Genomic DNA, 19762 nt, shown 5'->3' on the forward strand with positions numbered 1-19762 from the left:
CTTAGAGTAAGATTATTTATTTGAGCAAGGATTGAGAGTAAGCAACCCCGGTCTAAAGACACGGAGCAAAAGCCAAATAAGTTGAAGCTGTGCTTACCAGCCTAAGTCTTCACTGACTACGTTATCGGCAAGTGTTCAAGACCTACCAGTAGATGCGTAGCTAGTCTACTGCTCTAGAACCGAAAAGTTAAACAGTTTTAAGGTCACTGAAACAGTGCTTTTTGGATAGTTACCGACCGATAACATTGGCGAAGCTAACTTTACCCCGGAAACGGGAGACTGAGGCAACCATACCTCATTGGAGGGGCAACCATACCCCTCCGCCCCAAAAAGGGGTAGGCGGTTGAAACCGCTACCGAGTGTTCCTCCCCGGTTTGAAGCTTGCCCGATAAGCGAAGCGAAGGGACACGGGGTTTCCCACAACGGAGGAGTCCTAATGATTGACCGCTAGCCGCAATGCTATCTCCGACTAAAAATCCGGCATCTAGCAAGGACATTCTTTATGCAGCCAGAACAGCTACAGCAAATAAAAGGCTACTATCTTGAGGCTGCTGAAGCACACCTGCAACTCATCGAGCAGCATTTGCAGCATCTGCGAAGCACGCTTAAAAACCCAGACCAAGTGAATGAACTGTGCCAAGCGGCTCGTTGTGGTATCGTCGGGGGGGCTAACCTACTGCCGATTAGTCAGCTTCATATTCAAGGCATTCATCAAGTCGGTTTATGTTTGGTAGACTGTGTTAATTTGATTCAGCAGCAGGGTTTACTCCAGGTTGACCAAAGGCTGCAAGATTTGTTAATGCAGGTGTTTTATGCCTTGAAAAAATTAATTGAGGCGATGAACGAACCCTCTAGCTTAACGGATGAGCAGGTGAGGCAAATTATGTCAAAAACCGAGTCGAAGCGGGAACAACTCAAGGCTCACCTCAAAGGGTTAATTCAGCGATCGCGCCACAAGTCGTCTGCTAACGGGGAAGCCGCGTCAACACAGGAGACTGACACACCTTCCCTTGATGACTTACAATCCTTAATCGATGAACTCTTGCAGGATAGGTAAGTTGGTCAGTCGAAATCAATTTAACGATAATAAATTGTGGAAACGTCCCTCAACCCCTGACCAATGATAAAGGATAAAGGACAAATGAGGATGGGATCATTTTTTGTAATAGATTCGTAAATGCCCTTCCACTACAAGATTATCCAGTGTTATGATTGTCTGTTGAAGCCTAAACCATTATCTCTTCATTTGGGAATGCATCTTCATTTTTAAGCGAGCCAAACGCAGCATAAGAGGCGCGATGGAAACAGTAGGCGTGTTAATCTCAGGTTGCATTTTACACTTGTCCGGTTACAACTCTAGTCGGTAACCATTCAGAGGCGCAAGCCAAACGGCTGAGTTGAAAACTGATGCTGCGATCGCGTAGTCCTACGTTTTGACCAGGAGGCTAAGGTTTCACTTGTCCCGACTTTTCTGAATAGGAATCAGCCAATATGAGTACAGTTTTACTAGTTGAAGACAACGCCAGTCAGATGGATCTGATCGAGAACTACCTGCGCCAAGGGGGTCACACTGTTATCCGAGTGTCTAAGCCAAAAGAGGCGGTGACTCACGCAACGAACAAAAAACCCGATGTGATTATTACAGATGTTGTCATGCCAGGAATGAGTGGTTTTGAGTTGTGTCGAAAACTTAAAGCTCATCCGGCTACAGCTAATATTCCTATTATAATTTGTTCCTCTAAGAACCAAGAAATTGACCGTCTTTGGGGTATGAAACAGGGGGCTAAAGCTTATTTGACAAAGCCTTTTTCTCAAGAGCAACTCAATCGTGCGGTTAAATTGGCAATGGCATAATTTTCGTTCTGGTGTAAGGGTAAACCGGGTGCATCCCATTTTTAGGGAATAGGGAACAGGGATTGATTTTTTTAACTCAGTTAGCCCAATTTATGTTCAGGTACTTATCGGTAGGGCAGCTAGGTCACCGAGAAACCTGAAAATATTGTAAAATTGAATTAGAGTTATTATTTAATAATGCTGATTACCATGTTTAAAAGCAAGTTGCATCGGGTAAAAGTAACCGATGCCTGCTTGTACTATGATGGCTCAATTACCATTGATGAAGAACTCCTGAAAGCGGCAAATATTTTGCCCTACGAAAAAGTACAGGTTGTCAATGTTAATAATGGTTCCCGCCTGGAAACCTACACCATTCCTGGCGAATGGGGAAGTCGTGTCATCTGCTTGAATGGTCCGGCGGCTCGTCTGAATGCGGTCGGAGACAACGTGATTGTGATTGCTTACGCTCAGATGACACCGGAAGAAGCACTTTTACATCATCCCAAAGTCGTCAAAGTGGATGAATCCAACAATCCCTTGTAGGTTTTTTAACCACACCTGGGTATTATGGGTATTATGACAGATTGAGTATTATGACAGATCAAGATTCGGCATCAGTCAAAGTATGGTGCAGTGAAATCACAGCAGCCTATACCTTAGAACAACGAAAACGCTGGTACAGTGAGGTTGCCAATATCTATAAACAAGTTAGACCCCGTTATCCTAAAACCTTAATCCATCGCGCTGTTGAGTTAGCTCGACTTCCCGCTCAAGCTACCATTCTAGAAATAGGATGTGGTCCAGGAATTGCCACTGTAGAATTTGCTGAATTAGGCTTTTCTATGGTTTGTCTTGAGCCAAGCCCAGCCGCGTACAAACTTGCCAAAAGCAACTGTTCAGCCTATCCCAATGTGGAGATTATCAATACAACATTTGAAGAATGGGAGCTAGAGCCTGGGCGATTCAACGCTATTCTTGCCGCGACTTCCATTCACTGGGTTTCACCCGAAATTAGGGTGCAAAAATCGGCTGAGGCTTTGCAAGAGAATGGGTCTATAATTATGTTGTGGAATACACCGCCGCACCCCAATGATGAAATTTGTCATCAATTAGATGAAGTTTATCAAACTCAAGCGCCATCTATTCCCAAATTTGCCAGATATGGATCTATAGAAACCCATCAAGCCAACCTAAAAGAAATTGAACAAGATTTTATCAACTCAGGTTTATTCCATAATTTATTGTCCGAACAGTTAGTTTGTCATACGACTCATAGCATTGATGAGTATTTGACACTTTTGAGTACAATATCACCCTACATAAAGTTAGAGTCACTGCAACGAACCGCCTTATTTTCCGGTGTGATAGAAGTGTTAGAAAAAACCTGTACAGGAAAGCTAAAAACATCCTATCTTTCAGCTTTGCAAGTTGCCCATGTCAATCACGGGTAAAAAAGAACGTGGGAGAAAGTTGAAACAGGATGATCAGCCAGATGATTTTAGCGAAAAGAGTAACGATGACAATTTTTGCTAACTACACCCTTGCATTGACCGACTCCCATTTGGCATAGTAGCTCCACAAAAGTTGGTAAGATAAACATTGGCGGTACTAATCTTGGCTTTGCGTAAATTGGCGTTGACTAAGTTAGTGCTAATTAACGAAGCATTACTTAAATCGACGCCTTTAAGGTTCGCACTGTTGAAGTTTGCCCCATTCAAATTAGCGCCATTTAGAGAGGCTCCACTCAAATCTGCTTCTGCTAAATTTGCATTACTCAGATTCGCACCATCTAATATAGCCTCCTTGAGGTTAGCACCTTTTAAGTTGGCACCCTTGAGATCGACATTACTCAAGTCACAGCCAGGGCAATCTCTTGCTTTGGCTATCTTTGCTGGAACTTCAGAGTTTGTCTGTTCGACTGTCACTCCAGTACAAGCAGGTGTACTGAACACTAATAGGGAAATAATTATGTTTAGGGGTTTCATATCACGTAAGGTTTTTAAGGTTCTACCACTTAAAATTTGGTCTGGGCGGGTTGAGTTGCATCTGTGGTTTATTAAATTCTAAGTTAAAATAGGAAGTTATGCATTTAAACGATAAGAATATCGAAACATTTTGAATTGGCGTAGGGGTTTGGTCTCCAAACCCTCTTGGTCTCCAAACCCTCTTGGTCTCCAAACCCTCTTGGTCTCCTACAGAATGATTACCATTTTGATGGGTTGTTTGGATGTAATTGATCGTTTCCCCAACGCAATGGATTGTCAATTATATATTGCCTCAAAATGTTGAGCGTTTCTTCATTACGGATAATATGCTCATAATAGTTTCTTTGCCAAAATCTAGCTCCGATTGAATCTCGTTTTTGATTGATTAATTTAGTTGTTTGATATTTGAAATAAGCGATGATTTTGCCGAGTTGTGTTTTTTGCACAAAAAATGGATTGGGGGGTTTGGAGACCAAACCCGTACAGGCATTCGGGGAATTGGGGGGATTCGGGGAATTGGAGAAATTGGGAGGATTGGGGGGTTTGGAGACTAAACCCGTACAGATGATGATGCCGTGAAAATGATTGGGCATGATAACGGCAGCATCAATTTCTAGGTTGTCAAAATGATCGGGTAGATGGTTCCAAACATGATGAGTGATTTCGCCATATTTATTGAGTTGCAGTCTTTGATTCGTGATAGTGCTAAGTAAACATTCACGATTTTGAACACAGATTGTCACAAAATAAGCACCCTCCTGATTATAGTCATAGGATTTCAGGCGAATTGAACGTCGATGATGAATTTGAGGATTATATTTTTTAACCATTTCATTTTCCCTTACCGACCCACCAATTTATCCCGCAAATGCTTAATTTTATCGCGATACTGGGCAGCTTCCTCAAATTCTAGATTCTTCGCCGCCTCCTTCATCTGGGCTTCCAGTTGACTAATTAACTCAGGAATCTGTTCGAGGGGTAAATCCTCTACCTGTTCAGAAACTTTTGTTAACTGTTGATGATTCAACCGCCGCGATACATCCAAGAATGCCAAAATCGCATTACTGGATTTTTTGACAATCGGTTGCGGAGTAATTCCATGCATCCGGTTATATGCCAATTGAATTCCCCGACGCCGTTCTGTCTCATCAATGGCTTTTGCCATGCTATCGGTAAGATTATCAGCATAGAGAATGGCTTGTCCCCGGACATGACGCGCCGCCCGACCAATGGTTTGAATCAAGGAACGTGCAGCCCGGAGAAATCCTTCCTTATCAGCGTCTAAGATAGCCACCAAAGATACTTCTGGTAAATCTAACCCCTCGCGCAACAAATTCACGCCAATAAGGACATCAAAATCGCCCTCCCGCAATGATTGCAAAATTTCAATCCGTTCAATTGAATTAATTTCCGAATGTAAATAGCGCACGCGAATGCCGCGTTCCTGTAAATATTCAGTTAAATCTTCTGCCATGCGCTTGGTTAAGGTGGTGATAAGTACCCGTTCTTTTTTTGATGCCCGTTCCTGAATTTCAGCGAATAAATCATCCACTTGACCTTCGGTGGGGCGGACAAAGATTTCTGGGTCAACAACCCCCGTGGGACGAATCACTTGTTCCACCACTTGTTCTTGGGACTGTTCAATTTCCCAATCTCCAGGAGTAGCGGAAACAAAGATACATTGGTTAACTTTTGTCCAAAATTCTTCTGCCTTCAGGGGACGATTATCTGCTGCACTGGGTAAGCGAAACCCATGGTCAATTAATACCCGCTTCCGGGCTTGGTCGCCGTTGTACATACCCCGAATTTGGGGTACGGTGACATGGGATTCATCCACAACTAATAACCAATCTTTGGGGAAGTAATCAATTAAACATTCTGGGGGTTCTCCCGCCCTACGTCCGGCGAGGTGGCGGGAATAGTTTTCCACACCATTACAATATCCAACTTCGCGCAAGAGTTCTAGATCATAGCGGGTGCGCTGTTCTAAGCGCTGGGCTTCGAGTAATTTGCCAGCCTGTTGTAACTGGGTGACTTGTTCGTGGAGTTCTGTTTCGATGGCGTTACAGGCTTCTTCTAATCGTTCATCTGGGGTAACAAAGTGACGGGCGGGGTAGATATTGAGGGCGTCGAGACTTTGGATAATTCCACCTGTCACGGGGTCAACATAGCGGATAGCATCAATCTCATCACCAAAGAATTCGACGCGAATAATTCGGTCTTCATAAGCCGGACCAATTTCGAGTACATCTCCCTTGACTCGGAACCGTCCCCGGCTCATTTCTATATCATTGCGGGAATATTGTACGGAGGCTAAATCGCGCAGGAGTTGACGCTGATTTAATTCTGTACCCACTCGCACCCGGATCGCGGCTTTGAGGTATTCTGAGGGTATGCCCAAGCCATAGATACAGCTAATCGAGGCTACCACAATTACATCTCGCCTCTCAAAGAGCGATCGCGTGGCGGAGTGGCGCAGCATATCGATTTCATCGTTAATCGCGGCGCTTTTTTCGATATAGGTATCACTGACGGGAATATAGGCTTCCGGTTGGTAGTAGTCGTAGTAGGAGACAAAATACTCCACCGCATTCTGGGGAAAGAAGTCCCGCAACTCGTTACAGAGTTGGGCGGCTAAGGTTTTATTGTGCGCCAGTACCAGAGTGGGTTTGCCCGTATGTTCGATGACTTTGGCTACGGTGTAGGTTTTACCCGTTCCCGTCGCGCCGAGGAGAGTTTGGAAACGGTTACCCGCTTTCAGAGACGTTGTTAGGCGGGAAATGGCTTGGGGTTGGTCGCCCTTGGCTTCAAAGGGGGCTTGCAGATCAAAGGGTATCATTTGTCAGGGAAGGGGGAACAGGGAACAGGGAATAGAAAATTCATCTTCAAATTAGTGGGAAAGCGGACGGAATGGATATCAAGATGACCGAAAATATTATTCGCCGTGTGCCATCTCCTATTGTTCCGGCTGATACCTTTACCTTTTATCCGCCCGCCGGGGTGACTCAGGTGGAGTCTATGGAAATTGACATTTTTTAGGAAATAGCTGAGGATTAATAATAGCTTGAATTTGACTTGTTTGATTCAAATTGTAGTGCATTACCATTTAACTGGAGATGAACTTGATTAATAGACCCCTAAGAATTATCGCGATCGCGTTTTTTTCCAGCCTGCTGATGTTCGTGTACGGCTGTCAGCCAACAAACAATGTGACTGAGGAACCTGTAACAGAACCAGAAGAAGAAGTGACAGAACCACAAGCTAGCGTTGCCACAGCCGTAATTAACAGCACAACTGATCCCTCAGAAGTTTTGGGAGAGGCTGAGTTTACGACAACGGCGGACGGTATGTTGATTGAAGTGGTGATGAGGAATGCTCCATCGGGAGAACGCGCCTTCCACATCCATGAATCGGGTAGTTGTGCGGATCAAGGGAATGCGGCTGGCGGTCATTTTAATCCAGATGATGTGAAACATGGATTAATTACCGAAGATGGGTTTGAAAATGCTCATGCGGGAGATTTAGGCAATATTACGATGGCTGAAGATGGTACGGGTACAAAAAGTATGACGGTTGAGCGACTCACGTTTACTGAAGGGGAATATGCTATTGGGAATCGGGCGGTGATTCTTCATGAAAAGCCAGATGATTTCGGTCAACCTACGGGTAATGCTGGTGGGCGAGTTGGCTGTGGAATTATTGAAGTGACTGATTCGTAGGAGTCGGACAAAATTCAACTGGGTTATGGGTTGGTTGGCTGGCTTTCAAATCCAATGGCTTGTCCTCGAAGCCTCGCTCTAGCTGTTTAAAATGATTGATGAAGGTGAGATCCCCAATTTCTTTAAGAAGTAGGGGATTTAAATCTGAGGAGACGCGATCGCCGCTATACTATTAGCAGTGTTGTTCACTTAAGTCGGTATCGTACCATTCGACCCTAGATAGGAAACTCGCTAATGAAAGCCACAGATATTGAACGAGCCGTATTAAACCAGTTACGTATACTACCCCTTGAAAAGCAGCAAGAAGTCCTCGATTTTGTCGAATTTATTGGACATAAATTGGGCAACAAAACACCATATTCTAGTTCATCTGTAAAACTCAAACAAGAACACCCATGTTTGAGTGAAATCGCCAAACTCCCCATTGCAGAACGCCATAAAATTCTAGCTTCTTTGATTCCAGCTACAGCCAATGATTTTTTAAATGATCCAGATTTAACAGAGTTTTCTGTTCTAGATGGGGAAGATTGGGAGAGCGAGTATGACTAATCCTAAAAGAGGTGAGGTTTGGTTAGTGCAACTTGATCCAACTAGAGGTCAAGAAATACAAAAAACACGACCAGCCGTAGTCATTAGCGCTGACGTTTTAAGTGCTATTCCTATGAGGATTATTATTCCCATAGCAAAATGGCAGCAAAAATTCAAAAGTCGTCCTTTTATGGTTCCTATCGTTAGAAACGCAGAAAATGGACTTAATGTTAATTCAGCCGGAAATGTTCTACAAGTCCGTAGTGTAACAACCGAGAGGTTCGTGCAGTGTTTGGGAAAAGTTTCCCCCCAAGTCCTTCAAGAATTACTAGCTGGTTTAATTATCTGCATTGACTATACATCAGACAATATTAATCCCTAACACCTATCTCCACCACAAAGCTTATTCAGCAAATCCAAATTAATAGTAGTAAGGATTATCTGGTTCAGGGACTTTTTCCACCTCACTCGCGTCAATCACCAATTGCCGTTTATCTTGTAATGTTTCCGTAATCATTTTACCTTTCACTTGTATCCAGGTATCCGGTTTATAAGCCTGACGATTTCCCGGAAGTTTCACGGGTAAACTGACTGGATAAGCATCCGCTGCACAGCAGGTAATCACAAAACGAGTCACTAATAAATAGTTCGAGGATAGGTTTTCGGGATAAACGACAAACCCTTTAACATTAACTGCTTGACCCGCATATTCATCAGGTTCCGGATAAACACTTAGGGTGCGAATCCATTCAATCAGCGATCGCGCTTCGGGTTTGCTGGCGCTGCGAAAGGATTGGGGCTGAGTTCGGGTGGCGGTTAAGGATTCCATGACACCCCGTTGAATAGCCGTCTGGCTGGTAAAGACTTTGGGTTCCACCAATAGTCCTAAAATCGCCGTGGCTAACAACAATCCTGTACTCCAACCCGGTGGAAACCAGCTAATATGTTGCATCATCGGCATAGTTTTGGAACTTCGGGGTGGTAATTGACCGATGACTTGAATTGCTTTTAACACAGCCAGGACTAGCAAAAGTATCCCAGTTCCCAGAACTAAGGCAAAGTAATTCGGGTGAATGAGTAACTGTAACTCGCCAGTGACCCAGTATTGAATCAACAAAATCCCCCAAATGCCTAGGGTGATAACATCGAGTATGGGTAGTAAAAGACGTTGTTTTTTTATCATTGGTCATTTGTCAAATAATTCTATCGTTCAAAATTGAGTCGGGGCGGGCGCGAGTCACATCGGGGTTAGGTGAGAAACGATAGTAGTAAAACCCGCCCCTACACATTCAAAACTCAAAACTTTATAACTAACTCAGATGTAAGTTAACCATTAAGGTGAGCAGAAAGGTTAATAGGGCGGCGAGGGCGAATAAGTAAAAAATTGCCCTAGCTTTAAAGACGGAGAACATTAAACCAATTGCTTTGATGTCTATCATTGGACCGAATACCAAAAAGGCTAATAATGAACCACTGGTAAAGGTGGAAGCAAAGGCGAGGGCGAAGAAGGAGTCAACGGTTGAACAAATTGAAACGACGGCGGCTAATAGCATCATCGCCAGAATTGAGGTGATTGGACCTGAACCCAAACTAACGATGATTTCACGGGGAACGGCGACTTGAATCGTAGCCGCGATCGCACTCCCAATTATTAGCACCGCGCCTAATTCCCGTAACTCTTGCACGGTATTGTCTAAGAACAAACGCCAGCGATCGGACCAAGGCTTGCGGGGGGGGGTAGCGGCGAGTGAGGCTTGGAGAACTGTCGCATCCATGCGTAGAGGGGTTCCCGGTTGACCCAGTAAAAATGTACCTGATTGCAGGAGGGCGGGTTGGGGTTCGTTTTGCACAGAAGGTTTGACTTTGCGTTCTTTGGGAAGCACCATGGAACGGGTGACAGTCTGTTGCAACAAGGGGCGCATATCTTTCTGAACGCTGAAGACGCAACCGATAACTATGGCAATACCCAGGGAAAACAAGACCCGTAAGACCACAATTTCCGGCTGATCTCGAAACGCGACCCAGGTTGACCAAATTACAATTGGGTTAATCGTGGGGGCGGCTAGCAGAAACCCGATTGACACCGATACAGGTGCGCCTTGTAGCAGCAACCGCCGTGACACAGGTACATTCCCACATTCACACACCGGGAAGAAAAATCCCGCACAACTCCCCACAACCGCCCCAAGGAAGGGGTTCTTCGGTAAGGAAGCAATCAGCCGTCCCTCATCGACGAACAACAGCAGCAAGCCGGAAAATAAGACGCCAATGAGTAAAAATGGGATGGCTTCGACCAGCAAACTCAAGAAAAGGGTAAAGGCGTTGTTTAACTGACTCATGCGTTTCGCGATCGAGGGTCTTTTTACACGTAAGCGCTATTGTATCAGATAGTTTCCAGGGAGGGAGGGAAACGGGGATCAAGCGATAATTAATACCATTCACGGTGTCATAAATCAAATCAGGACTTACACAAATTTACGGTTTAACCACTATCTGTATGGCGTGGTACAGCTACTTTGATGGATTAGCATTAGGCAAAACAAACCCATACAATTAGGGGCTTTAGCCCCTACTACGAACTACGAACTTCCAACATTCGGCTTAACTGTATTCCTCTGGCTCAAAAGTATCTCCAGGAAAAACGTTGTTATTGAGAATCTGCTCCAGAGAATAAGGACATTCTGGGGGAAAGGTTTTGTAACTCAAAGAGGTTTCGCGAACCGCTAAATCTAAGGCATCTTGGTATCCATTCTCTAGGGCTTCAGGTAGGTAAGGTTGCAGACTGGGACTTTTTTTCAGCAGCCGTTCGATGCGACGGCGTTGTTCCCGGATAGTGGCAAACCAACTCCTTGAGCGCTTATCAGGTTGAAACTCCCACTTGAGCAAATGTCCTAATAAAATTCCCAAGGGATTTTCCAGCTCTTGCCGTTCCTGCCTACCCAATGCTTCTATCTCCTCAACCAAGTTGGGAATATCTAAATGAGTCCACTTTTGTTCCTGGAGCAATCTCGCTTGTTCCTGTGTCCATCCATAAAAGTCGAGTTCGTAAGCTGGAGACGATTTATTGGTTGTTTTCATCTTGTTATTTTGTGGCTAATCTATTGATAGTCTAAACAATTGCTTTTCACACCCAATCCGGGTTTATCGCAAAAGGCAGAAGGCTCCAGGGCAAAAAGGGGATTACTTCGGTTGGTAAGTTGCTAATCTTTCAGTGGGCTGATGCAAATCAGCATTTAACGGCACAATAATCAAAGATGGCGAAATGGGGAATAACTGCTGTGCAACCGACAAAGCGACGCGAACAAATTGAACAAATCGTAGTTACCGCTGAGCAGATGCGCGAGATTGAAGGGCGTATCTTTGAGGCAGGAATGCCTGTCGCGGCGTTGATGGAAAAGGTGGCGGGGTTGATTACGAGGCGGATTCAAACCCTTTATCCCTATCCGCAAACGCGGCGTGTGGGTGTGTTAGTGGGTCCGGGACATAATGGTGGTGATGCTTTGGTGGTGGCGCGGGAGTTACATTGTCAGGGCTATGAGGTGCTGATTTATCGTCCGATTAATCAGCTTAAGGAATTAACCTGCCAACATGCTCGATATGCTCAGAGTTTGGGGATTCCTTTTTATGAGCAGATTCAGCCGTTGCTGGATTGTGATTTAATTATTGATGGATTGTTTGGCTTTGGGCAAACGCGATCGCTCGAAGGAAATCTGGCGGATACGGTTAAGCAATTGAATCAACTATCCCTACCTATCCTTAGTATCGATTTACCCTCTGGGATGCACACGGATACAGGGGAAGTCTTGGGTACAGCGATTCGGGCAACTCGCACGTTCTGCTTGGGGTTATGGAAGCAGGCTTTTTTACAAGATCAAGGATTGGATTGTCTGGGTGAGGCGGAGTTAATTGATTTTGGTATTCCCTTGGCGGATATTTGGGCAGTTTTGGGTCAATCACCGGGATTAATGCGGGTGACTCCCTCCATGGTGCGGGATTGTCTACCTCTACAACGTCCAGCCGCTACTTATAAGTATAAAGAAGGGCATCTGCTATTGGTTTGTGGCTCAACCCAATATTCTGGCGGCGCGATTTTAACCGCACTGGGGGCGCGGGCGTCTGGGGTAGGGATGCTGTCTGTGGCTGTCCCGGAATCGCTGAAACCTTTATTAGTCAGTCATGTCCCGGAAGCGCTGGTGATTGGTTGTCCGGAAACAGCGAGTGGCGCGATCGCACAACTTCCTGATTCTGTAAACTTAAGTAAATTTAGTGCGATCGCCTGTGGTCCGGGTTTGACTCTGGATGCTAAGTCTTTGGTCCAAGGATTAATGGGGGTAGAATGTCCTCTGATCTTAGACGCCGATGGCTTAAATAGTTTGGCGGAACTGAAAACAATTCCCACGTTAATTCGGCGTCAGGGGGCGACGGTGTTAACGCCTCATGTTGGTGAGTTTAAGCGGTTATTTCCCGATTCGGCTGAGTTGCTTCCCGATCGCGTGAGTGCGGTGCAAAAGGCGTCTGTGTTGAGTCGAGCCGTGATTTTATTAAAAGGAGCCAGAAGTGCGATCGCGAATTCCCAAGGATCGGTTTGGCTGGTGCCAGAAAGTACACCCGCCCTAGCCCGTGGTGGGAGTGGGGATGTTCTCACGGGACTCATCGGTGGTTTAGTCGCACAGCCTGCTACAGCTAAGTTTCCCCTAGACGCCACCGTCGCAGCGGCGGCTTGGTGCCATGCCCAAGCTGGAATTTTAGCCGCACAGGAACGCACTGAGTTGGGTGTGGATGCTTTTACCTTGTCAGAATATCTCATACCCGTGTTCCAAGAAGGCAGAAAGCAGAGGGCATAGGTTGTAGAAACGTAAGGCGTGGAACGATAGCGAGCAGGAGAGCAAACAAAGGACAAATGATGAATGATGTTCCCTAAATTTGAGATATAAGAGATTCAAATAGAAAGACCGGGGTAGGATAACACCAAAGATTTTGTGAACTTTTACTAAAGTCTACAGCCGTTAGACGAAATTCTCTACTCCAGAAGTGTTGATAGCAGTAGTTTTCCGGAAGGTTCACCCATTTATCGGTCTTCTGCTGCAATACTTTTCGGTATGGAAACCAGGCAAGCCATTCTTGAGCCTGAGTTTTTGTTACTCGATCATTACGTTTGCCTTGAACACTTGCCTTGACAAATATTCTCCGCACAGCTAATATTTTTGACTTTGTTCAACAACCAACAATCATCAAATCCGAGGATTTCTGATTTGTCAAGTATTTGGCTGTCTGGCAACCGAACGATGAATGACTGAACCCTCCGTCCTTAAATCCCCCATTGTGTGTTTCCCATGACTAGTGAACTACTGCAACAAGTCCGACTATTAGATCCGGTTTCCGGAACCGACCAACTCGCTGATGTGCTGATTACAGATGGCATAATCAAAGCTGTTGCACCAAAAATTGCGGAATGGTCAAGCGATACTGTGGTGCGGGATTGCCAAGGTCTAATTTTAGGGACTGGCTTAGTCGATCTTTACAGTCATTCGGGGGAACCCGGATATGAAGAACGAGAAACTTGGTCATCACTTCTGGCGGCGGCTGCTGCTGGAGGCTTTACCCGACTAGCCATTTTGCCGGATACAGTACCGCCTTCCGATAATCCTTCTGGACTTGCCCGTGTGCGCCTGCAGGAGAGCTCCCATCCTAGCCAATCTTCCCCTCACCTGTATTACTGGGGTGCAATAACCCAAGGTGTGGAAGGACAACAGATGACGGAACTGGCTGAGTTAGCCGCCGCAGGCGTCGTGGGTTTTGCCGATGGGCGTCCTTTATCTAATCTGGCTCTACTGCGGCGAGTGTTAGAATACTTGCACCCGTTGCAAATACCTGTGGCGTTATGGGCGTGTGATCTGAAGTTAAAGGGAAATGGTGTGATGCGGGAAGGGGCGAACTCCATTCGCTTTGGTATCCCCGGAAATCCCTCGATGTCAGAATCAGCCGCATTATCTGCCATCTTAGAAGTAGTAGGTGCGATCGCGACTCCGGTACATTTGATGCGTATATCAACCCGTCGCGGCGTGGAACTGATTCAAGAGGCGAAAGCACGAGGGGTTCCGGTAACCGCGAGTACCTCTTGGATGCATTTGCTGCTGGATACTCAAGATTTAAGCAGTTATAATCCCAATTTACGCATCGAACCCCCATTAGGTAATCCCGATGACCGAATCGCCCTAATCGAAGGAATTCGGGATGGCGTGATTGATGCTATTGCCATTGACCATACACCTTACACCTACGAAGAGAAAACCGTTGCCTTTGCCGAAGCGCCACCTGGAGTCATTGGTTTAGAGTTAGCGTTACCCTTGCTTTGGCAAAATTTAGTGGAAACTGGCGTATGTTCAGCTTTGCAACTGTGGCAAACTATCAGCACAAATCCAGCGTTTTGTCTAGGTCAATCCCCCGCCAAGATTGCCAATGAGCAACCCGCCGAACTGGTGTTATTTGACCCGCAGCAGAGTTGGATAATTGCACAAGATACCCTGCAATCCCTCTCTCGGAATACACCGTGGTTTGGGCAAAACATTAGGGGGCGCACCGTTCAAACCTGGTCAGGATTGACGTAATTTTACTTAAACTTATCGTAAAAGTCAAAAAAAGGCATAAACCCTAACTTTCAGACTTCAGAAGGAGTTACTTAAGTACGCCAGGGATAACCATAGAGATAGGCGCATTGGCAGATAACGCCAATAAGAGCGCCTTCTAAAACTTTCAAGAGGAAAAAACGATGTTTCAAAGCGTGGGAATGATGGTGGGGTTGTACCACACGCCTCCGTGGCTGGCTAAAGTTCCAGCAGCTCCAACCCTGTCTCCAGTCACTCATGCTCCAGAACCTGCGGCTTTGGTCTTTTCCGGACCGCAGTTTTTTATCGCCTTGATTGCTGGAGTCCTCATGGCGTTTGCCTTCCAATTTTTGTTAACCAATTTTACCCTTGCCGCAGGCATTTCCGCCGGGGAGAATCCCTTAGATGCAGATGAGCCTGAAACTTGGGGCAGCAAAATTAGCAAAGTTGAATCTAAGGTAGGAGTATGGGCTTTAGTCACCGTTAACATTGCCTTATTCATCGCCTGTTTTCTGGCGGTGAAACTGACCCTAATTAACAGCCTGACTCTGGGAGCCATTACAGGCGTTGTGATCTGGTCTGCATACTTCTTGCTGCTACTGTGGGTTAGTTCTACGGCAATGGGTTCTGTTGTGGGTTCCGTTGCCAATACAGCGGGTTCAGGCTGGCAAGGAGTCATGACTATAGCTACTACAGCTTTGGGTGGAAGGGCAGCAAATGCTCAGATTGTCAATACAGTTGAGGAATCTGTAGCTGCTGTTCGCCGCGAATTGAGTTCGGCGGTTGACCCTACCCGCGTCCAGGATACAGTACAAGACTATGTGGCAGATCTGGCAATACCCAAGCTCAATCTCAAACAAATTCGCAATGATTTGGAAAATTTGCTCAGCGGTTCGGAGTTAAGATCTATCGCTGAGAGTGATATTCTGGAAAACGTGAACCGTCAGACGTTTGTCGATTTAGTCAGCAGTCGTACAGACTTATCCAAACAAGACATTAATGGGATTGCAGACCAACTAGAAGCCGCTTGGCAGCAAGTATTGGGTAAACAACAACAAACTGATCCACAGGCAAAACTGCTCAACTTCCTTCAGGAAGCCAGTCCAGAAGAGCTAACCTCAGGTCAGCTTGGCGATAAGCTCGGACAACTCGTGGGAGTGGGAGCGGGTAAATCCAATGGCGGTAATGGCAATGGTGGCTTCTCTGAGCAAGCTTTGCAACTGGGTGTCAGCGCTCTAATGAGTAGAGTCCTGTCGCGGACGGATTTGTCTGACATAGATGTGGAAAAAATTTCGGGTCAGTTACAACAGTTCAAAGAGAAAGCGACAGAGCAAGCTAAAAATCTTTCCTCTCAGGTAGCCGAGCGCTTACCGGGACAACCCTTTAATACGATTAAGGCAGATGTAGAAAACTACCTGCTCAATTCCAAACCTTGGCACTTGAACCGAGAGACGATTAAGCAGGAATTTAAAGAGGTTATCTATGACCCAGAAGCAGCTCCCAAGGCAGTTCGGCAGCAATTAGAGCAACTGAATCGAGACGATTTTGTGAACCTGCTGGAATCACGGGATAATTTCACATCTGAGAAAATAGCGGATATTGCCGATCAGTTGGAAGGTATCCGCCAGGAGGTTCTGGAAACCGTTCAAGGTGCTGAGTCTGAAGAACAGTCTCAAGACATCCGCACTCGGGTGGAAAATTATCTACGCAATACCAACAAAGAAGAACTGAATCCTGACGGGATTGAGCGGGATTTCCAAGCACTTCTGGATGACCCACAGGCGGGTATTGACGCAGTACGGCAACGGTTATCTCAGTTTGACCGCGATACTTTAGTGCAACTGCTCTCTCAACGGGACGACTTTAGTCAAGAGGAAGTCGAGCAACGGGTTGGTCAACTTGAGAGCACGCGCGATCGCGTCTTGTCACAAGCTCAGGAACTGCAAGACCAAGGGAAATCTAAAGCCGATGAGCTGCGCGGTAAGGTAGAAGAGTATCTACGCAATACCAACAAGGAAGAACTGAATCCTGACGCGATTGAGCAAGAGTTGCAAACTCTGTTGGATGATCCACAGGCGGGACTATCCGCACTCCGACAACGGTTATCTGAATTTGACCGGGATACCCTGGTGCAATTGCTCAATCAGCGCGAAGATCTCAGCCAGGAGGAGATTAATCAGGTCATTGACCAGTTCCTCAATGTACGGAATACTATCCTAAATGCACCGCGAGAATTAGCGGGTAGTGCGAAGGAGCAGTACGAGCAAATCAAAAATAAGATTGCTGAGTATCTGCGGAACACGAATCTGGAGGAACTTGACCCGGAAGGGATTAAGCAGGATTTAGGGAAAATCCTGGATGACCCGAAACAGGGCGCTTTATCTATGCGCGAACGTCTCTCTCAGGTTGATCGAGAAACCTTGGTCAAACTCCTCAGTCAACGGGAAGATTTAAGTGAGGAGGACGTTAATCGGATTATTGACCAAGTACAAGATGGGATTCAAAGCCTGGTGAAAGCACCGCGACGCTTGGCAAGTCGTGGGAAAGATAAGGTACAGGATGTACAATCCAATTTTGAAGAGTATCTGCGGAATACGGATAAGGAAGAACTTAATCCTGAAGCCATCAAGCGCGAGCTAAAACAGTTGTTTAACGATCCATCAGAAGGCTGGAAGAGTGTGAGCGATAGGCTCTCCCATTTCGATCGTTCAACCCTTGTGGCGCTGCTGTCGCAACGAGAGGATATTTCCGCCGAGGATGTGAACCGGATTGCGGATAATATTGATTCGGTCCGCAATCAGTTAGTCGAACAAGCACAAGCGGTTCAGCACAAACTGCAATCGACAATTGACAGCATTTTTGGTCGCATTCGGAATTACCTCAACTCCCTGGATCTTCCCGAACTCAACTATGAGGGGATTAAGCGAGACATGCGTAAATTGTTTGATGATCCAGAAGCCGGGTTTGATGCGCTGCGCTCACGATTAAGTCAGTTTGACCGAGACACTCTGGTGGCTCTGTTGAGTTCCCGCGAGGACCTCTCCCAAGCTGATGCTAATCGGCTGATCGAGCAAATTGAAGGGGTGCGCGATCGCGTACTCAGCCGCGCTGAACGCCTCCAAGAGGAAGCTCAAAAACGGGTTAAACAACTCAAACACAAGGCTAACCAACAAGTGCAAGAAACCCGAAAAGCTGCAGCAACGGCGGCTTGGTGGTTATTTGGTACGGCGCTTACTTCCGTCGGGGTTGCGGCTTTCGCTGGTGTGTTAGCTGTAGGCGGTTTAGCGATATTTGGTTAATATAGCAATCGCCATAGCGGTTAGGACGCATCTTATGGTAGAGACGCGCCATGGCGCTGGTAGAGACGCGCCATGGCGCGTCTCTACAACAGGAAAGGAAAGTCCTAATCGAATGGTGCAAGAAGTGAAGTAAAGCGATCTCCTAAACTGATGAATCTAGATGTAATTGTTATCGGTAGCGGGATTGGCGGATTGACGGCGGGTGCTTTACTCGCCCGTTATGGCAAGCGGGTGCTAGTTTGTGAAAGCCATGGGATTCCCGGCGGTGCGGCGCATAGTTTCCACAGACAGGGGTTTGAGTTTGATTCGGGTCCTTCGTTTTATTGTGGCTTGAGTCACCAACGCCCCAGTCTTAACCCCCTACGGCAAGTTTTGGATGTCCTGGGCGAGTCGTTAGAAACGGTTCCCTATGACCCCCTAGGACATTACCATTTTCCCGAAGCGACGTTACCTGTGTACAGTGACGCCCAACGGTATCGAGCAGCCGTGGCGGAGATTACACCTCAAGGGGCGAAAGAATTAGCACAATTTGAAAAACGCCTGCTTTCTCTCTATGAGGGGTTGCGAGAGATTCCCACGATCGCATTACGATCAGATTGGCAAGTGATTCCAGTTTTAGTGGGACGTTATTTACCCTCGCTCTTAAAATTACTGCCTCACCTGGGACTTGTCCAGAATTCTGTGGGCAAAATCATGGATGAAACCGTGGGTGATCCCTGGGTGCGGCGGCTGATTGATGTGGAATGCTTTCTGTTATCGGGATTAAAGGCACAGGGAACGATCGCGCCTGAGGTAGCCTTTATGTTAGGGGAACGTTCCCGTGCGGGTGTGGAATATCCCCTGGGTGGAAGTCGGGCGATTGTAGAGGCGTTGGTGCGGGGGTTAGAACGCTGGGGGGGTGAGTTGCGCCTAAATGCCCATGTTGACCAAATTTTAGTCCAAGGGGGGAAAGCCGTTGGGGTGCGGTTGCAACGGGGAGAGGTGTTGAACGCCCCGGTGGTGATCTCTAATGCCACAATTTGGGATACCTACAGTCAGTTATTGCGCCCAGAAGATTTACCAAAAGCGTACCGGAAACAGTCCCTAGAAACCCCAGCCGTAGAGAGTTTCATGCACCTACATTTAGGGATTCGGGCGGAGGGGTTAGAGGGGTTGACGGGACATCATGTCGTGGTTCACGATGCTAATCGGGATATTACTGAACCGGGTAATACCTGCATGATTTCTATTCCCTCGGTATGGGATGCTAATCTTGCCCCTATGGGTCATCATGTGATTCATGCCTATACCTTAGAACCCTACCAGGGTTGGCAGCGTGATCATAAATATAAGGAGAAGAAAAAGGCGCGATCGCAATCCTTATTCCGGGCGTTAGAACGGGTGATTCCGGATATTCGAGAACGGATTACCTTAGAACTGATTGGTACGCCGTTAACTCATTCCTATTATTTACGTCGCTATCAAGGCACTTATGGTCCCGCGATCGCAGCAGGTAAAGCCATGTTTCCCAGTTGTCACACGCCGATTCCCGGATTGTATCGGGTGGGGGATAGTACAATGCCAGGAATTGGGGTGCCTGCGGTGGCGGGTTCGGGTATTCTTTGCGCCAATACCTTAGTGACACCCTCGCAAACTGCCGAGTTATTGGCATATAGCAACCGCCATAGCTGTTAGGACACATCATTTATGTAGAGACGCGCCATTATGTAGAGACGCGCCATTATGTAGAGACGCGCCATTATGTAGAGACGCGCCATTATGTAGAGACGCGCCATTATGTAGAGACGCGC

General features: G+C 46.5%; 18 protein-coding genes. 12 read left to right on the forward strand and 6 right to left on the reverse strand.

Going from position 1 to position 19762, the window contains the following annotated elements:
* Positions 1-502: 502 nt before the first annotated feature.
* The 4 genes from RIM23_RS23270 (at position 503) to RIM23_RS23285 (ending at position 3287) form a co-directional block, all read left to right on the forward strand.
* On the forward strand, positions 503-1057 hold the full coding sequence (locus tag RIM23_RS23270) for a hypothetical protein (protein ID WP_446369754.1): 555 nt from the start codon (positions 503-505) through the stop codon (positions 1055-1057).
* Positions 1058-1491: 434 nt separating this feature from the next.
* On the forward strand, positions 1492-1854 hold the full coding sequence (locus RIM23_RS23275; RefSeq protein ID WP_446369756.1) for a response regulator: 363 nt from the start codon (positions 1492-1494) through the stop codon (positions 1852-1854).
* Positions 1855-2031: 177 nt separating this feature from the next.
* Positions 2032-2379, forward strand: a complete 348-nt coding sequence (panD, locus tag RIM23_RS23280) for an aspartate 1-decarboxylase (protein WP_446369758.1) — start codon at positions 2032-2034, stop codon at positions 2377-2379.
* 50 nt (positions 2380-2429) lie between these two features.
* Positions 2430-3287, forward strand: coding sequence for a class I SAM-dependent methyltransferase (locus RIM23_RS23285; RefSeq protein WP_446369760.1), 858 nt, complete (start codon positions 2430-2432; stop codon positions 3285-3287).
* Between the two features lie 78 nt (positions 3288-3365).
* Here the strand turns inward: RIM23_RS23285 and RIM23_RS23290 are convergent, their stop codons facing one another.
* From RIM23_RS23290 to uvrB, 3 genes are all read right to left on the reverse strand, one after another.
* A complete protein-coding gene (locus RIM23_RS23290; protein WP_446369762.1) occupies positions 3366-3821 on the reverse strand; it encodes a pentapeptide repeat-containing protein in 456 nt (151 codons plus the stop codon).
* A gap of 218 nt (positions 3822-4039) precedes the next feature.
* Complete coding sequence (locus tag RIM23_RS23295; RefSeq protein ID WP_446369764.1) at positions 4040-4651, reverse strand: transposase; 612 nt, start codon at positions 4649-4651, stop codon at positions 4040-4042.
* A gap of 11 nt (positions 4652-4662) precedes the next feature.
* The gene (uvrB, locus tag RIM23_RS23300; RefSeq protein WP_446369766.1) at positions 4663-6660 is read right to left on the reverse strand and encodes an excinuclease ABC subunit UvrB; all 1998 of its coding nucleotides are present in this window, start codon (positions 6658-6660) and stop codon (positions 4663-4665) included.
* A 71-nt stretch (positions 6661-6731) separates the two neighbouring features.
* Between uvrB and RIM23_RS23305 the strand changes: the two genes are divergently transcribed.
* The 4 genes from RIM23_RS23305 to RIM23_RS23320 all read left to right on the forward strand — a co-directional run bounded on the left by RIM23_RS23305 (position 6732) and on the right by RIM23_RS23320 (position 8450).
* Positions 6732-6860, forward strand: a complete 129-nt coding sequence (locus tag RIM23_RS23305; protein WP_446369768.1) for a hypothetical protein — start codon at positions 6732-6734, stop codon at positions 6858-6860.
* A gap of 77 nt (positions 6861-6937) precedes the next feature.
* Positions 6938-7540, forward strand: a complete 603-nt coding sequence (locus RIM23_RS23310) for a superoxide dismutase family protein (RefSeq protein WP_446369770.1) — start codon at positions 6938-6940, stop codon at positions 7538-7540.
* Positions 7541-7774: 234 nt separating this feature from the next.
* Entirely contained in the window at positions 7775-8089 is a 315-nt protein-coding gene (locus tag RIM23_RS23315; RefSeq protein ID WP_446369772.1) for a hypothetical protein, read from the forward strand.
* Positions 8082-8450: a type II toxin-antitoxin system PemK/MazF family toxin gene (locus RIM23_RS23320; protein WP_446369774.1), complete on the forward strand. Its 369-nt coding sequence runs from the start codon at positions 8082-8084 to the stop codon at positions 8448-8450. The genes RIM23_RS23315 and RIM23_RS23320 overlap by 8 nt, the downstream gene beginning before the upstream one ends.
* Before the next feature lie 39 nt (positions 8451-8489).
* Here the strand turns inward: RIM23_RS23320 and RIM23_RS23325 are convergent, their stop codons facing one another.
* The 3 genes from RIM23_RS23325 to RIM23_RS23335 form a co-directional block, all read right to left on the reverse strand.
* The gene (locus RIM23_RS23325; RefSeq protein WP_446369776.1) at positions 8490-9251 is read right to left on the reverse strand and encodes a TIGR03943 family putative permease subunit; all 762 of its coding nucleotides are present in this window, start codon (positions 9249-9251) and stop codon (positions 8490-8492) included.
* A 127-nt stretch (positions 9252-9378) separates the two neighbouring features.
* Positions 9379-10407: a permease gene (locus RIM23_RS23330; RefSeq protein WP_446369778.1), complete on the reverse strand. Its 1029-nt coding sequence runs from the start codon at positions 10405-10407 to the stop codon at positions 9379-9381.
* A 262-nt stretch (positions 10408-10669) separates the two neighbouring features.
* Positions 10670-11146, reverse strand: coding sequence for a DUF29 domain-containing protein (locus RIM23_RS23335; protein ID WP_446369780.1), 477 nt, complete (start codon positions 11144-11146; stop codon positions 10670-10672).
* A gap of 176 nt (positions 11147-11322) precedes the next feature.
* Here RIM23_RS23335 and RIM23_RS23340 point away from each other — a divergent pair, with 176 nt between their 5' ends.
* The 4 genes from RIM23_RS23340 to RIM23_RS23355 all read left to right on the forward strand — a co-directional run bounded on the left by RIM23_RS23340 (position 11323) and on the right by RIM23_RS23355 (position 19646).
* Positions 11323-12912 carry an NAD(P)H-hydrate dehydratase gene (locus tag RIM23_RS23340; RefSeq protein WP_446369782.1) on the forward strand — a complete coding sequence of 530 codons (1590 nt, stop codon included), beginning with the start codon at positions 11323-11325 and terminating at the stop codon, positions 12910-12912.
* 489 nt (positions 12913-13401) lie between these two features.
* The gene (locus tag RIM23_RS23345) at positions 13402-14676 is read left to right on the forward strand and encodes a dihydroorotase (RefSeq protein ID WP_446369784.1); all 1275 of its coding nucleotides are present in this window, start codon (positions 13402-13404) and stop codon (positions 14674-14676) included.
* Between the two features lie 161 nt (positions 14677-14837).
* Positions 14838-17972: an MFS transporter gene (locus RIM23_RS23350; protein WP_446369786.1), complete on the forward strand. Its 3135-nt coding sequence runs from the start codon at positions 14838-14840 to the stop codon at positions 17970-17972.
* A 150-nt stretch (positions 17973-18122) separates the two neighbouring features.
* Positions 18123-19646, forward strand: coding sequence for a phytoene desaturase family protein (locus RIM23_RS23355; protein ID WP_446369788.1), 1524 nt, complete (start codon positions 18123-18125; stop codon positions 19644-19646).
* The last annotated feature ends 116 nt before the right edge of the window (positions 19647-19762 follow it).

This window comes from Coleofasciculus sp. G3-WIS-01, assembly GCF_040223135.1.
Classification (GTDB): domain Bacteria; phylum Cyanobacteriota; class Cyanobacteriia; order Cyanobacteriales; family Coleofasciculaceae; genus Coleofasciculus.